Genomic DNA, 14,094 nt, shown 5'->3' with positions numbered 1-14,094 from the left:
GTGGCAGCAGAGACCGGTTGGGTTGCACGCTCATGGTCCGACCGTATGAACTGCGGCTGGCGTCGCGCATCGGGCAACTTATGGATATCACCTACGGAGCGCGTCGGTAGTTCTGCTGATGAGCGAGGCTACTTGCGGGCGACGTAGTAGTAATTCATCGCGTCGGATTCGATCTCGGTCACCGTGATGTCGCCGAAGCCAGCTTCGCGCAGCATCTTGGTGGCCAACTGCTTGCCCCATACCGTGCCGAGCCCCGCGCCGTCATAGGCCAGCGACACGGACATGCAGTGGATCGTCGACACCGTGTAGAAGAACGGCCGCAGCGGCACGCCGACGTTGTCTTCGAGCTGGCTTGACGCCTTGATGTCGACCATCAGGAAGATGCCGCCGGGCTTCAGCGCCCTATGCACATTTCTCAGCACCTTGGCCGGCTGGGCCTGATCGTGAATAGCGTCGAACGCGGTCACGACGTCGTACGCCTCGGTCACGTCGAGTTCGGCCAGATCGTGCGCCTCGAAGGTTGCGTTCGTCAGGCCCATCCGTTCGGCCTCGGCGCGGCCCGTAGCCAGGCCCTCATCGGAGAAATCAATCCCGGTAAACCGGCTGTTCGGGAACGTCTGCGCCATCAGGTTGATCGCATGACCAACTGCCACAACCGAAGTCGGCGACATCGGCTCCAGCTCGCAGCCGCTCTGGCAGGCCGTCGACGAGCGGCAAGATCACGTCGATCAGCGCGACGTCGAATACCTCGCCGCTTTCTTCGGCCATCAACGCGTGGAACCGCGGGTATTCGTCATAGGAAAGCCCACCGCCCTCGTGGAAGCAGCGGATCACCTTCTGCTCGACTTCGCCGAAGAGCGAAATGAACTGGGCCACCCGGGCGAGATTGTCCGGCCCCGCCGACCGGGTCAGCGCGGCCGCTCGGTGGGGCGGCAGCAGGTACGTCGACGACGCGGGGTCGTAGTCCACGATCCGGCCGGATACCAATCCGCCCAGCCACTCCCGCACATATCGTTCGTTCAGTCCGGCCGCGTCGGCGATCTGGTCGCTGGTGGCCGCCGGTAGCGCGGCCATCGCATCGAGTAACCCGGTCTGGTGTCCGATGCTGATCAGAACCGCAAGGCAAGCGCTGTCGATCGTGCCCATCATCCGTTCGGCGAACTCTTCGGCGCCTTCGGCCTGGGCTGGATTGTTGTCTAGCGTCGTCATGGTTCAACGCTAGGACGCGCCCTTCCGCACCACATCGGGCAAACTATGCAAATTCGCCGGGACGGGCTTGGTGCAAATGCTGCACCTACAGCACGTTGCGCTGATGCGCCCAGGCCGCCGCCGCGGTGCGTGACGACACCCCAAGCTTGGCGTAGATGTTGGCCAGGTGCCGTCCGACGGTCTTCTCACTGATGCAGATCTGCTCGGCGACCTGCCGATTGGTGGCCCCGTCCGCGATGCGTCGGAGTATCTCGATTTCCCGCTTCGTCAGGCCGCCAGGTGTACCAGCGCCGCACACAGGCGCGGGCTCGACGCCGAGCTGGGCGTAGATGTTCGCCGCAGTGGCGGCGTCGGCGCGGGACGCGCCGTCGTCGCCGAGCGCCTTATGCGAGATCGCTATCCATTCGTAGACCTCGGCGGTTTCGTAGCGCGACTGTTGCGTGCGGTACTCGCGCAGCGCCGAGTTCAACGCCGCCAGCGCCTCGGTGTACCGGCCTCGGCGCACCAGGATCGCGCCGCGCGCATGTGCAGCCCAGGCCCGGAACCCCGGGGTGCCGAACGCTTCGGAGCCGGCTTCCAGTTCGCCGCAATGCCGTTCGGCCTCGTCGAGATCGCCACGGGCCAGCGCCACCTCGACTGCCGCACGCAATAACCACATCCGGCCCAGTCGGTCCTCACCCGCCAGCGCGACCCGCAGGTCCGTCCAGGCGGTTTCCTGGTCCCCCTGACTGCACCGCAGCAGCGCTTCACCGGGTTGCGGCTCGACACCACACGCCCTCGCGACGCTGAATGCCGCGAAAGCGCCGTCGACATCCCCACGCCGCCTGCGCACTTCGCCGAGTTGGTAGTAACCCTCACCGGCGGCCCGGCTGTTGACCTCTTCCAGCGATCGGCTGGCCGCGGCCAACCGATCGTCCAACAGCCGGTAGTCGTCGGTGGCCGCCCGTAGCTGTAGCCGGTGTACATCGCACACCCCGCCGTAGTTCGTCGAAACGGCAAAGTGGTTGCACCAGCGCTCCATTGATTGCGTCCACGCACGCAGCCGCGGCATGTCGGCCAGCCGGAAGCATTGATTCAGCACGACGCAGTAGATGTCGCCGGCCCAGTCGATGGGCACCTCATCGGCCAACAGCGGCAGCATTGCCTCATCGATGAGGCCGTACGCCTCCGCCGTCCGCGCTTCGTTGATCGCCTGCAGCGCCTCTGCGATGTGACACAGCGCAGTGATCGCCGGCACGTCGATGCGTCCGGATATTTTCCGCAGGGTCTGCGCATGCTGCGCAAGCGCATCTGAGTTGCGTTGAATCGCAGCGATCACCGCGTCCAAGTAGGCCAGGTACCCGTGTGTCGGCCCTTCGGGTGAACCGTCGAGCATGCGCCGTGCGCGGTTCATCCAGCCCTGCGCGATGGTGAGGTCGCCGCGGGTGACCCACGCCAAGCCGAGGTCGACGGCCTTCATCGCCGCTGCCTCCGGGTCGGTGCTGACCAGCCGCGCAAAAACCCGTTCGGCGACCCGAAGCGATTCCTTGCCGTGGCCCAATCGCCATGCGGCCGCCGCCATCGCATCTAAGTCGTCGGTGCTCAGCGCGACGGTTTCACGAGCCTGCACGAACGCCTCGTAGCAGGCATGCCAGTCCCGCCGTGCGTACGCGGTGCGCGCCGCCAGCAGCAACTCCGTTCGAGTCTCTACGCGCGTATCCATCTCAATCGGCTTCAACCGTATCTGCCGATGAGTCCGTACCATAGCCGCAGTTGCTGGGCGTTCCGAGAAGGAGTGCAGTCAGCCGCGAAGGATTCACATGTCGAGTTACCGCCCCGAAGACGTCACGGGAATTGCCGAAAGCTCGGCCATGGACGCGAAAGTCTGATCGGAAGGACCGTCCCGGACATCGATTTGCCAGCCACCGGACCGCAGATCTCAACAGCTTGATCTTGGAGCTCGGCGCGACCGTTTGCGGATTGTCGACACAGTCGCCGAGTCAACAAGCCGAAGCGACGATCCGTCTGCGGCTCAACTTCCCGCTCGTCGGCGACCACCAGTTGGTGCTGAGCAATGAGCTGCGCAGACGTGGACAACTCATGCTCACGACGTCGCCGCTTGGCTACGGACCCGTTCAAACCGACTCTTCGGAGACCCCACCATGACTGGCGCTAGGTTGTAGCTCATGAGTCAGACGGTGCGAGGTGTGATTTCGCGGAAGAAGGGTGAGCCGGTCGAGGTGGTGGAGGTGGTCATCCCCGATCCCGGTCCGGGCGAGGTGGTGGTCGACGTGATTGCGTGCGGGGTGTGCCATACCGACCTGACCTACCGCGATGGCGGCATCAACGACGAGTTCCCGTTCCTGCTCGGGCATGAGGCTGCGGGCACCGTCGAATCCGTCGGGCCCGGGGTGACCAACGTCGAACCCGGAGATTTCGTCATCCTGAACTGGCGGGCGGTGTGTGGCCAGTGCCGGGCCTGCAAGCGCGGACGGCCGTGGTACTGCTTCGATACGTTCAACGCGTCGCAGCCGATGACGCTGACCGACGGCACCGAGCTGACGCCGGCACTGGGCATCGGCGCGTTCGCCGACAAGACGCTGGTGCATGAGGGGCAGTGCACGAAGGTGGATCCGGCCGCCGATCCCGCGGTGGCCGGGCTGCTGGGCTGCGGCGTGATGGCCGGGCTGGGTGCGGCGGTGAACACGGGCGCGGTCAGCCGCGACGACACCGTCGCGGTGATCGGTTGCGGCGGTGTGGGTGACGCGGCGATCGCCGGCGCTGCGCTGGTGGGCGCCAAGCGCATCATCGCCGTCGACACCGACAACAAGAAGCTGGACTGGGCGCGGGAGTTCGGCGCGACGCATACCGTCAACGCGCGCGAGCTGGATCCGGTGGCCACCATCTGTGACCTCACCGACGGCTGGGGCGCCGACGTGGTGATCGACGCGGTCGGCCGACCCGAGACGTGGAAGCAGGCGTTCTACGCCCGTGACTTGGCGGGAACCGTGGTGCTGGTGGGTGTTCCGACGCCGGACATGCGGCTGGAGATGCCATTGATCGACTTCTTCAGCCGCGGCGGTTCGCTGAAGTCGTCGTGGTACGGCGACTGCCTGCCCGAGCGCGACTTCCCCACCCTGATCGCCCTGTACCTGCAGGGCCGGTTGCCGCTGGAGCAGTTCGTCACCGAGCGCATCGGCATCGACGGTGTTGAAGACGCATTTCACAAGATGCACGCCGGTGAGGTGCTGCGCTCGGTGGTGGTGTTGTGATGAGCAACGTTCAGCGGGTCGTTACCCACGGTGTGTTCGAACTCGACGGCGGCAGTTGGGAAGTCGACAACAACATCTGGCTCGTCGGCGACGAGTCCGAGGTGGTGGTGTTCGACGCCGCCCACGATGCACAGCCGATCATCGACGCCGTCGGCGGGCGCAATGTGGTGGCGGTGGTGTGCACCCACGGCCACAACGACCATGTGACGGTTGCGCCCGAACTCGGCCAGGCATTGGACGCGCCGGTGCTGCTGCACCCCGGCGATGACGTGCTGTGGCGGATGACCCATCCCGACAAGGACTTTCGCGGTGTCGATGATGGCCAGACGCTGACCGTCGGCGGTATCGAGCTGCGCGCACTGCACACGCCCGGGCATTCGCCCGGATCGGTGTGCTGGTACGCGCCCGACCTGAACGCGGTGTTCTCCGGCGATACCCTGTTCCAGGGCGGTCCCGGCGCGACGGGCCGGTCGTTCTCGGATTTCCCGACCATCCTCGAGTCGATCTCCGGGCGATTGGGCACGCTGCCGGGCGGCACCGTCGTCTACACCGGCCACGGCGATTCGACCACCATCGGCGACGAAATCGTGCACTACGACGAATGGGTCGCCCGCGGGCACTAATCCCCACCGGATTGCGCGGCAATACCGATCAGCCAGGTCGTCAAGCCGGCGCGCAGGCCGTCGGGGAACCGCTGTTGCGGATCGGCGAACCCCATCTCCGCCATCGCGGCGCGGACGGGTTCCGTCGGCACAGAAAACGGATAGAGGCCCGCGGTCAGCACCACGGTCCCCTCGGCGAAGAAGCCGACGAGTTCGCTTGGTAGCCAGGGCAGCTGACGCGCGATGAGTTGCGCGAACGCGGCGATGTTACCCATGGATCGGGTTTTGAAGTCTCGGGCGAACTCCATCGAGATGTTGCGCTCCAGCACCCCGGCCATCGAGGCCAGAAGCTCGCAGAGCAGGCGGTGGTCGACGAGCGATTCCGCGACGGTCGTCGCCACCCGAATTTCACTGGCATAGTTCGCTTTTCGTCCTCGTGGTCGCCCCAGCCGACGCTCGAGGTCGGCCAGCCACGCGCCGAACTCCTCGTCTAGCACCTCGAGGAAGATCGCCTCGCGGCTGTCGAAGTAGCGCAACACATTGGACTTGGCCAGCCCGACGCGGTCGCTGAGTTCACGCAGGCTGATCTCCGCGACGCCCTTCTCGTCGAGCATGCGGCGGGCGACGGCCAGGATCGCCTGCCGCCGAGCCGCCATCTGCTCGGGGCGGCGCGCACGCTGGAACGTCACGAGTCACAGATTATCAGACCGCTGGGCTCTTGTTATCAGACCGCCGGTCCGTTATCGTTCGGTTATCCGCCACAAATCAAGGAGACCCCATGGCCCGCACCCACAACATCACCGTGCCCGACCTGTCCGGAAAACTGGCGGTCGTCACCGGAGCCAATTCCGGTCTCGGCCTTGGACTCGCCACCCGGCTGTCGGCGGCGGGAGCAGACGTCGTCATGGCGATCCGGAACCGGGCCAAGGGCGAAGCCGCGATCGCGCAGATCCGTTCCGAGGTGCCCGATGCCAAGTTGTCGATCAAAAAGCTCGACTTGTCGTCGCTGTCCAGCGTCACCGCCCTCGCCGACGAGCTCACCGCAGAGGGCCGGCCCATCGACATCCTGATCAACAACGCCGGGGTGATGACCCCGCCCGAGCGGGACACCACCGTCGACGGGTTCGAACTGCAGTTCGGCAGCAACCATTTGGGGCATTTCGCGCTGACCGGGCGGGTGCTGCCGCTGCTGCGGGCGGCCCAGGCCCCGCGCGTGGTCAGCCTGAGCAGCCTCGCGGCTCGCACCGGGCGCATCCATTTCGACGATCTGCAATTCGAGAAGACCTACCGGCCGATGACGGCGTACGGTCAGTCCAAGCTCGCCAATCTGATGTTCGCCCGCGAATTCGCAAGGCGCAGTGCCGAAGCCGGCTGGGGCGTCATGTCGGCCGCCGCCCACCCAGGCTTGACCAAGACGAATCTGCAGGCCAGCGGGCCGTCGCACGGGCGCGCCAAACCGTCGGCGATGGAACGGTTCTACAAGTTCAGCTGGCGCTTCATGCCGTTTCTCTGGCAGGAGATCGACGAGGGCATCCTGCCCGCGCTGTACGCAGCCACCTCAGCCGACGCAAAACCGGGTGCGTTCTACGGCCCACGGGGCTTCATGGAGGTCACCGGCGGCGGCGTGGCCGAGGCCAAGGTGCCCCCGCAGGCCACCAACGAAGCCGAGAATCGCCGGCTGTGGGAGGTGTCCGAGCAATTGACCGGTGTGACCTTTCGGCAATGATCCTCGGCCTTCGCGGGCGGCACAGCCGTGCGGGGACTACCGTCACAAGTGAGGAGATCAACCCCACCCAGGAGGTCGCCACATGGCTCGCGGTGATGTCGAACAGCCCACAGCCGGTGGCCGGGTGCGCCGGTTCGCGCTGCGCTATTGGGTGGCGATCATTCTGGTTGCGCTCGCCGCCATCTTCGTTGCGCAGAACCGCGATCGGGTGGGCGTGCACGTGCTATGGGTGACCGTGGATTCGCCGATGTGGTTCATCCTCACCGTCATCTTCTTCGTCGGCCTGCTCATCGGCTTGCTGTTGCACCGCCGCCGGAACTGACCATGCCCGAATCCAGCATCGTGGTGCGGCCCTCCGAAGGCGGCTTCTCCACCGCGAGTTCGCGGCTGCAGGCCGCCGGATTACCCGCGGCCATAAAGCTTTTCGAACGGGCGGCCGAGGTTGTTCCGCTCCCCTCGCCGCCCCCACCGATCGTCATCGCCGACTACGGCGCGTCCACCGGCCACAATTCGTTGCTGCCGATCGGCGCGGCAATCGCGGTGCTGCGCAAGCGCACCCGACCCGAGCACTCGATACTCGTCACGCACACCGACGTGCCGGACAACGACTTCACCACGATGTTCCGCACGCTCGCCGACGACCCCGATACCTACCTGCGCAAGGACGCGGCGACGTTTGCCACCGCCGTCGGGCGATCGTTCTACAGCCAGATCCTTCCGTCCAACAGCGTGAATCTGGGCTGGACGTCATGGGCGATTCAGTGGCTGAGCCGCGTGCCTGCGCCGATCCCCGACCACATCCATGTGAACTACAGCAGCGACGACGGCGTCCGCACCGCCTACGCCAAACAGGCGGCCCATGACTGGCATGAGTTCGTCGCATTCCGCGGGCGGGAGTTGTGCCCGGGTGGCCGATTGGTGGTGCTGACAACGGCTCTCGACGAAGATGGCGAATTCGGCCTTCGGCCACTGCTGACCGCCATGCTCGACACCCTCACCGAGCTGACGGCGGACGGTCTGCTCAGCCAGGTCGAGTTGACCAGGATGTCGATTCCCATCGTCGGCCGCCGCGTCGCGGACTTCACGGCACCGTTCGCGCCGTCCGGTCGGTTCGAGCGGCTGTCCATCGAGCATCTGGACGTGTTCAACGCCGAGGACAGGTTCTGGCGTCATTACCAAATAGACCGGGATGCAGACGCTTTCGGCGCACAATGGGCGGCCTTCGCCCGCGCGGCGGTAGTTCCTGCGATGGTGGCCGCACTCGACCCGGACCGCGATGCTCAGCAGTTCGCCGACCGTCTCGAGGCCGGAACCGCTGCCCGATTGGCCGCGGCGCCGAAGCAGATGCCCATCCCACTCGCCCTGCTCATGCTGGAGAAGCGGCCTAAGACCGGATGATCTAGCCGATCGACCATTGCGCAACGGCGGCGTCGATCAAATGCGGTCCGGGCTCGTCGAGGGCCGCCCGAAACTGTGCCGCCAGCTCCTCGGCAGTTGTCGCGTGGGTCGCCGGCACTCCGAAACCTTGTGCGATGGCGGCGAAATCGATGCTCGGGTTGGCCAGATCGAGCAGCGAACGTGCGCGATCGCCGGCGGCAACCGCGCCGACGCGGTGCAGCTCGAGCTGCAGGATCGCGTAGGCGTGATTGTTGAGAATGACCACGGTGATGTCGAGTTGCTCGCGGGCCATCGTCCACAGCGCAGAGATGGTGTAGAGCGCACTGCCGTCGGCCTGCAGCGCGACCACCGGCCGGTGCGGCGCCGCGATCGCCGCGCCGATGGCCACCGGAAGTCCTTGGCCGATCGCGCCGCCCGTCAGAGTCAGCACATCGTGGGGCGGTGCCGCGGCGGTGGCAGCCGGCAGAAACACACCGCTGGTGTTGGCCTCGTCGGAGATGATGGCGTCGTCGGGCAGCAGCGCCCCGATGACCTCAGCCCAGTTCTGGGGATTCAGCGGGCCGCTGGGGAACACCGGTGCGACGGGGGTGGTCTGAGGCTCGGGGACATCGAATTGCGCTGCCAGACTGTATATCTTGGCAATCCCCAGCGTGTGGACCTCAGTGTCTTTCGGCACGAGATTGCTCGGCTTACCGGGGTAGGCGAAGAACGACACCGGAGACCTCGCGCCGATGAGGACGAGATGCGTTGTGCCGCTGAGCTGTTGCTCGGCCTGTTCGGCGAGATAGGCGAGGCGGTCGATGGCGGGTATGCCACGGCCGCGCGCCACCTTGGCCGGAAATGTCTCGACAAGGGCGCGCGCTCCGGTCGCGGCAGTGATCCGTGCCGCCGCCTGCAGGCCGGCCGCGGACGTCGCCGACCCGCCGAGCAGCAGCATCACTTTGTCGCCGTGGTGGCGCAGCAGATCCTCGGCGGCGGGCAGGTCGAGTTCACCGGTATCCGCGGGCTGTAGCGGTGCTGACGCGGGTGCACCGCTGAGTTCGGCTGGGCCCCAGGATAAATTGGCGGGCAGGATCAGCGTCGCTACCCGTCCGGCGGTGGCGCTGGCGACCGCTTCGTCGACCGCGGTGGCGAGATCTGCCCCAGACGCCGGTCGATGCACTGAACCGCGTGTCCAGGCCGCGAGCGCCTCGATGTCGGATTCCAGTGGTGCATCGAGGTTTTTGTGGTAGGTCGCATGATCTCCGACCACATTGACGACGGGTGTGTGCGCCCGGCGGGCGTTGTGTAGATTCGCCAGTCCGTTGGCCAGTCCGGGCCCGAGATGCAGCAGGGTCGCCGCCGGACGGCCCGCGATCCGCGCATAGCCGTCGGCCGCCCCGGTGGCCACGCCTTCGAAGAGACACAACACGGGTCGCATCTGTGGCGCGCCGTCCAGGGCCGCCACGAAATGCATCTCGGAGGTGCCAGGATTGGCGAAACACACGTCGACTCCCCTGGCGAGCAAGCGTTCGACAACGATCTGGGCGCCGGTGGTCACCCCCTCATAGTGGCGCAACGACGTTGACCGTCGCATCGATAAGCGCATCGAGCGTCGGCCGGTCGGCGCCCGTACGCGCACGCACCGCCAGATTATTCAGCGCCGCCACTGCGATCTGAGCCAGCGCTTCAGGCGCATGGGCCAATTCCCCTTCCCTGGCGGCCCTTTCGAACCGCGCCGTGAAGGTCTGCGTGAACGCCGCGAACGTCGACTCCGCGATGGCACGGATCTCGGGATCACCGCCGGCTTCGGTGACCGCGGTCCCGATCAGAAAGCAGCCCCGGCCCCCGTCGTCGAGGTAGAAATCGCGGGCGCCCTGTAGGGCGGCACGCAGCACCTCACGCAAGGGGCCGGGCGCATCGAGTGCGGCGACCAGGAAGCTTCGACTCGCCTCGGCGTAGTCGGCGACCGCCCGCAGATAGAGCGCCCGCTTGTCGCCGAATGCAGCGTAGATGCTGGGGCGGTTCATGCCCATGCCGGCGGCAAGGTCCTCGAGCGACGTACCCGAATACCCGGCCCGCCAAAACACCTCACGTGCCCGCCGAAGTGCGGCGTCGGGATCGTAAGCCCGCGGCCGACCTCGTCGTTTAGCCGATGCACTAGTCACGCACACAATTTTATACTACTTTGCATAAAATGACCGTTGTCCATATCGAAGCGGGCGCGGGCGAGCCGGTTCTACTGCTGCACGGATACCCGCAGAGTGCCTCGTGCTGGCGTCATCAGATTCCCGCGCTCGCACAGCACCACCGAGTCATCGCGCCCGACTGGCCGGGCTTCGGCCGCTCCGATCCGCCCGACACACCGCCCAGCTACGACGCTGAGGTGGAACGCATCGGCGAACTCGCAGACCAGTTCGGCCTGGACCGCTTCAATCTCATTGCCCACGACTACGGCGGGTTCCTGGGGTTGGGGTACGTGTTGCGCCATCCCGAGCGGGTGACCCGGCTGGCGCTGCTTAATACCCGCGCGCACAGCGTATTTCGACCGTGGTTCTACCGATTCTCGCAAGGGCAGTGCTGGACGGTCCAACACCTCCCCGCCCTCGTGCGCCGGTTGCCGCTGGGCCGGCTGCATCGCCTGGCGCTGACGCCCTACCGCAAGATGGGCTGTTGGGATCGCGCGCTGGAAGACGAGTACCTCGGGTGGATGGACACCGCACGCGGCCGCAACACGTTCGTTGAGTTCTTCCGCCGCTACCACCTGCCCGCGGTGCCCTGGCTTGCCGAGGGACTCGGCCAGATCCGTTGTCCCACAGCGATCATCTGGGGAGATCGCGACCGCTACATCCCGTTGCACACCGCACGGCAGCTAGCCGACCGCATCCCGGGCGCGACGCTGACGCGGCTGCGCGGCGGAGATCATTACATCATGGAGGAGCGCCCCCACGAGGTGACCGCCGCGCTGCTCGAACTGCTGGCGGGCTAACCCGTTCCGCCACCGCCTGGGGGCTGCGGCGCCGGCACCCATGGCAGACCCGGGATCGTCGGATAGGGCGCGGTCGGGCTCCACGGCGGCTGCGTCGTGGTGGGCGGCTGGGTGGTCGTCGGCGGCTGCGTCGTCGGCGGTGCTGGCGGTGGCGCCTCGCTGGTCGGCGGCGGTGGTGGCGGCGGCGCCTGGGTCTGCTCGACCGGCGGCTGGGTCTCGTACACGGTTCGCGTCGGCGGGGCCTCGACCATCGGAGCCTCCGTCTGTGGCGCCGGGGTTTCCGCCGGCGGCGCCACGGGCGGTGCAGTCGTCGTGGTGGGTGCAGTGGTGGTCGACGCCGGTGACGGGGTGCTGTCGTCGCGCAACAGGAACATCACCGCGACGGCCAGCGCCGCCACGACGGCCACCACACCCGCGGCCAGCAGCACCTGCGGACGCCGGTACCAGGGCAGCGCGGCCTGCTCCTGCTCGTAGGGCTCGGGTTCGGCGAACTGCAACTGCGGGCGTGCCCCGGTGCCGCCGCCTTCGACACCCTCGTAGTCATACGGGTCGGTGGGGGCGACCTCGGGCACGTCGTCGGCGTCCGACCAGGCCAGCGCGCGGAACGTGCTCGACTGCGGGGCCATCTCGTCGGGTACCGCCGCAGCGGCCGCGGTGGCAGGCGCAGCTGTTGCCATCGCCGTCGCGCCTTCGTCGACCGTGCCCCGCGCGGCGCGCAGCCCGCCGCCGATCGCGGCCGTCAGCTCTGGTTGCGCGTTGGTGATGATCGGCACCCGGAAGTGTTCGGAAAGCGTCGTGGTGATGATCGGGATCCGGGCACCGCCACCGATCGTCGCCACCGCCGCCAGCTCGCGAATCCCGTTGTGCTCCACAGTTTCTTGCAGCACGCCGACGAAATCGGTGACTGGCTGGCGGATCGCGTCGTCGAGTTCTGTGCGGGTCAGCCGCACGTCGCTGCGATGGCCGGGCAGCTCGGCCACCAGGGAGGTGACGGCGGCGGTGGACAGCCGTTCCTTGGCGCCGCGGCATTGCCCCCGCAGCCGGGTCAGCGAGCCGATCGCCGAGGTGCTCGACAGGTCGACCGACCCGGCGGCGGACAGGTCGTTGATGACGTGGGTGAGCAGCGCCTGGTCGATCAAGTCGCCGGACAGGTCGGCGTGCCGCACGGTCGGGCCGATCGGCTGGTAGCCGCTGTCGGCGTCGACCAGGGTGATGCTGGTGCCGGTGCCGCCGAAATCGCATACGGCGATCACGCCGCGGGTGGGCACGCCCGGATCGTCCTGCAGGGCGGTCGTCGCCGCCGTCGCGTCGGAAACCAGGGTGGCATCCCGAAACTCCGGCAGCGCGGACAGGGCGTTGCGCAGCGCGTCGACGACTGCGGGCCGCCAGTGCGCCGGATGGGTGACCCCGACGGGCGCTCCATCTGGCCGGCCGACGGCGTAGAGCATCGCCCGCAGCGCGTCGGCGAGCAGCACCTCGCCGCGGTGGGTGGAGCCGTCGGACGCCACGATGCCGACCGGATCGCCCACCCGGTCGACGAAGTCGGTGATGATCAGTCCGCGCTCGTTGAGATTGGGGTTTTCGCTGGGTACGCCGACCTCGGGCGGCCGATGCGGGTAGAGGGTGACGACCGGGGTCCGCGTCACCGCCGCCCGGTTCACCACGACTGCCGTCAGGTTGGTCGCGCCAACCGACAGCCCTACTCCGTCAGCCATGTCATCCCGTCTCGCCGCAAAACCCTACCGGTAGTGGTTCTCGCACTTTGCGGCCCCGGCGTTACTCAGCGCCCGCAAAGCTCACAGGTTGATCGGATCCGACGGCTCGACCGCTTTGGTGGTGTCACGCAGCGCAGCTTTGAATTGCATTACCCGGTAAGGCCATCCGACGGCGGTGTTCCACTGCGACACCACCAGGCCCACGCCGCCCTGGACGTCGAATCGCGAGCCGGGCAGCACGTATCCGCCGTAAAGCTGGGCGACCTCGTTGTTGAGGTGGTCTTCGCCGTGCCACGAGGTGCCGACGACGGGTGTCTGCAGCGGCGTGGTGTGCATGTTCGCCACCGGCGAGTCGACGACCCGATACCCCAACGCGTACTTCGAGGACAGGAATCCGCCGAGAGTCCACTTGCCGCGCGCCATCCGCCGAAACGACAGCTCACCCCACGTCTCCCCCACCGGCGTGATCGGTGTCGCGTGGCGTCCCCACGCCCACCGCCCCTCGGCATATCCCCAACTCACATACCGTCGCCGATCGCCGATGTGCTCCGGCCGAACCCGCATGAGGATGATGCCCCTGTCGCGCTGAAAACCCGTCGCCACCACGTAAACCCAGTCGTCGTCGGGGTCGTGGTCCCACGACCAGCACTGTGCGTGGCCGTCGTGCAGGTCGGCCGGAAACTTCGCGTGCTCACCCATATGTGTCCAGGAAATCCCGCTGTCGTCCGATCGCCAGATCTCGGTCCAGATGACGTTGCCGAATCCGCGGTTGACGATGGCGTGCAGGTAGATCGAATCGCCGACCCGCAACAGGTCCGACGGGATGACGGTGCTGATGCCGCCGCGAGTCCAGCCGGTGCCGGCGTCGTCGTGCACGTAATGCCAGAGCTGACGCGCATAGTCGGGGTCGGGCCCGCCGGCCCGCTCGTAGACGATCTCGTGGTCGGCGTCGCCGGCGCCGATGAGCACCACCGGCGACCGCCAGTCACCCTGGCCCACCTGGGACCCGGAGAAGGTGTCGCCGAAGACCGAGACCAGCTTGCCGTTGGGCGCGATGACGGACGCGCCGAGATCGGCGCAGGTCACGCCGAAGCGCTCGGTCAGCCCCGGCCCGGTCAGGTCGACGACCTTGCCGTTGAGCAGCGGAACGGATGTGGAGGCGCTACGCGCACGACGGGTGCGACGGGCCCGCGGTGTCAAGCGCCGTCGCGGCATGTATTCAGTC

General features: G+C 67.1%; 12 protein-coding genes and 1 pseudogene. 6 read left to right on the top strand and 7 right to left on the bottom strand.

Annotation, left to right across the window (positions count from 1 at the left end; genetic code table 11):
• Positions 1-128: 128 nt before the first annotated feature.
• Together CWS39_RS19770 and CWS39_RS19765 are read right to left on the bottom strand one after the other, a co-directional pair.
• Positions 129-1,209: pseudogene (locus CWS39_RS19770) on the bottom strand (class I SAM-dependent methyltransferase).
• An 85-nt stretch (positions 1,210-1,294) separates the two neighbouring features.
• Positions 1,295-2,911 (bottom strand): LuxR C-terminal-related transcriptional regulator, encoded by a 1,617-nt coding sequence (locus CWS39_RS19765; protein ID WP_102144627.1) that lies wholly within the window; start codon positions 2,909-2,911, stop codon positions 1,295-1,297.
• Positions 2,912-3,374: 463 nt separating this feature from the next.
• Between CWS39_RS19765 and CWS39_RS19755 the strand changes: the two genes are divergently transcribed.
• Together CWS39_RS19755 and CWS39_RS19750 are read left to right on the top strand one after the other, a co-directional pair.
• The gene (locus tag CWS39_RS19755) at positions 3,375-4,460 is read left to right on the top strand and encodes an S-(hydroxymethyl)mycothiol dehydrogenase (protein WP_102144625.1); all 1,086 of its coding nucleotides are present in this window, start codon (positions 3,375-3,377) and stop codon (positions 4,458-4,460) included.
• Positions 4,460-5,083 (top strand): MBL fold metallo-hydrolase, encoded by a 624-nt coding sequence (locus CWS39_RS19750; RefSeq protein ID WP_102144624.1) that lies wholly within the window; start codon positions 4,460-4,462, stop codon positions 5,081-5,083. Before CWS39_RS19755 ends, CWS39_RS19750 begins: the two co-directional genes overlap by 1 nt.
• On the opposite strand, the gene CWS39_RS19745 is transcribed toward CWS39_RS19750, so the two are convergent.
• Complete coding sequence (locus tag CWS39_RS19745) at positions 5,080-5,751, bottom strand: TetR/AcrR family transcriptional regulator (RefSeq protein ID WP_233213595.1); 672 nt, start codon at positions 5,749-5,751, stop codon at positions 5,080-5,082. The genes CWS39_RS19750 and CWS39_RS19745 overlap by 4 nt on opposite strands.
• 89 nt (positions 5,752-5,840) lie before the next feature.
• Between CWS39_RS19745 and CWS39_RS19740 the strand changes: the two genes are divergently transcribed.
• The 3 genes from CWS39_RS19740 to CWS39_RS19730 all read left to right on the top strand — a co-directional run bounded on the left by CWS39_RS19740 (position 5,841) and on the right by CWS39_RS19730 (position 8,186).
• Positions 5,841-6,788, top strand: a complete 948-nt coding sequence (locus CWS39_RS19740) for an SDR family oxidoreductase (protein WP_102144623.1) — start codon at positions 5,841-5,843, stop codon at positions 6,786-6,788.
• A gap of 82 nt (positions 6,789-6,870) precedes the next feature.
• Positions 6,871-7,110 carry a LapA family protein gene (locus tag CWS39_RS19735; RefSeq protein ID WP_102144622.1) on the top strand — a complete coding sequence of 80 codons (240 nt, stop codon included), beginning with the start codon at positions 6,871-6,873 and terminating at the stop codon, positions 7,108-7,110.
• 2 nt (positions 7,111-7,112) lie between these two features.
• The gene (locus tag CWS39_RS19730; RefSeq protein ID WP_102144621.1) at positions 7,113-8,186 is read left to right on the top strand and encodes a class I SAM-dependent methyltransferase; all 1,074 of its coding nucleotides are present in this window, start codon (positions 7,113-7,115) and stop codon (positions 8,184-8,186) included.
• Position 8,187: 1 nt separating this feature from the next.
• Here the strand turns inward: CWS39_RS19730 and CWS39_RS19725 are convergent, their stop codons facing one another.
• Together CWS39_RS19725 and CWS39_RS19720 are read right to left on the bottom strand one after the other, a co-directional pair.
• Positions 8,188-9,726 (bottom strand): acetolactate synthase large subunit, encoded by a 1,539-nt coding sequence (locus tag CWS39_RS19725; RefSeq protein ID WP_233213594.1) that lies wholly within the window; start codon positions 9,724-9,726, stop codon positions 8,188-8,190.
• 4 nt (positions 9,727-9,730) lie between these two features.
• Positions 9,731-10,333 (bottom strand): TetR/AcrR family transcriptional regulator, encoded by a 603-nt coding sequence (locus tag CWS39_RS19720; RefSeq protein WP_199178211.1) that lies wholly within the window; start codon positions 10,331-10,333, stop codon positions 9,731-9,733.
• Positions 10,334-10,362: 29 nt separating this feature from the next.
• On the opposite strand from CWS39_RS19720, the gene CWS39_RS19715 reads away from it, so the two are divergent.
• Positions 10,363-11,154 (top strand): alpha/beta fold hydrolase, encoded by a 792-nt coding sequence (locus CWS39_RS19715; protein WP_102144618.1) that lies wholly within the window; start codon positions 10,363-10,365, stop codon positions 11,152-11,154.
• Here the strand turns inward: CWS39_RS19715 and CWS39_RS19710 are convergent.
• Both CWS39_RS19710 and CWS39_RS19705 read right to left on the bottom strand, forming a co-directional pair.
• On the bottom strand, positions 11,151-12,869 hold the full coding sequence (locus CWS39_RS19710) for an Hsp70 family protein (protein WP_102144617.1): 1,719 nt from the start codon (positions 12,867-12,869) through the stop codon (positions 11,151-11,153). The genes CWS39_RS19715 and CWS39_RS19710 overlap by 4 nt on opposite strands.
• Before the next feature lie 81 nt (positions 12,870-12,950).
• Positions 12,951-14,084 carry a glycoside hydrolase family 183 protein gene (locus tag CWS39_RS19705; protein WP_102144616.1) on the bottom strand — a complete coding sequence of 378 codons (1,134 nt, stop codon included), beginning with the start codon at positions 14,082-14,084 and terminating at the stop codon, positions 12,951-12,953.
• Positions 14,085-14,094: the final 10 nt, after the last annotated feature.

This window comes from Mycobacterium hubeiense, assembly GCF_002838065.1.
GTDB classification, from domain to species: domain Bacteria; phylum Actinomycetota; class Actinomycetes; order Mycobacteriales; family Mycobacteriaceae; genus Mycobacterium; species Mycobacterium hubeiense.
This window is presented reverse-complemented; position numbering and strand designations above follow the sequence as displayed.

Bases quoted from the DNA above. Each gene is read 5' to 3' on its own strand.
- CWS39_RS19765 (WP_102144627.1), bottom strand. From the start codon at position 2,911: ATGGATACGCGCGTAGAGACTCGAACGGAGTTGCTGCTGGCGGCGCGC.
- CWS39_RS19755 (WP_102144625.1), top strand. From the start codon at position 3,375: ATGAGTCAGACGGTGCGAGGTGTGATTTCGCGGAAGAAGGGTGAGCCG.
- CWS39_RS19750 (WP_102144624.1), top strand. From the start codon at position 4,460: ATGAGCAACGTTCAGCGGGTCGTTACCCACGGTGTGTTCGAACTCGAC.
- CWS39_RS19740 (WP_102144623.1), top strand. From the start codon at position 5,841: ATGGCCCGCACCCACAACATCACCGTGCCCGACCTGTCCGGAAAACTG.
- CWS39_RS19735 (WP_102144622.1), top strand. From the start codon at position 6,871: ATGGCTCGCGGTGATGTCGAACAGCCCACAGCCGGTGGCCGGGTGCGC.
- CWS39_RS19730 (WP_102144621.1), top strand. From the start codon at position 7,113: ATGCCCGAATCCAGCATCGTGGTGCGGCCCTCCGAAGGCGGCTTCTCC.
- CWS39_RS19715 (WP_102144618.1), top strand. From the start codon at position 10,363: ATGACCGTTGTCCATATCGAAGCGGGCGCGGGCGAGCCGGTTCTACTG.
- CWS39_RS19710 (WP_102144617.1), bottom strand. From the start codon at position 12,869: ATGGCTGACGGAGTAGGGCTGTCGGTTGGCGCGACCAACCTGACGGCA.
- CWS39_RS19705 (WP_102144616.1), bottom strand. From the start codon at position 14,084: ATGCCGCGACGGCGCTTGACACCGCGGGCCCGTCGCACCCGTCGTGCG.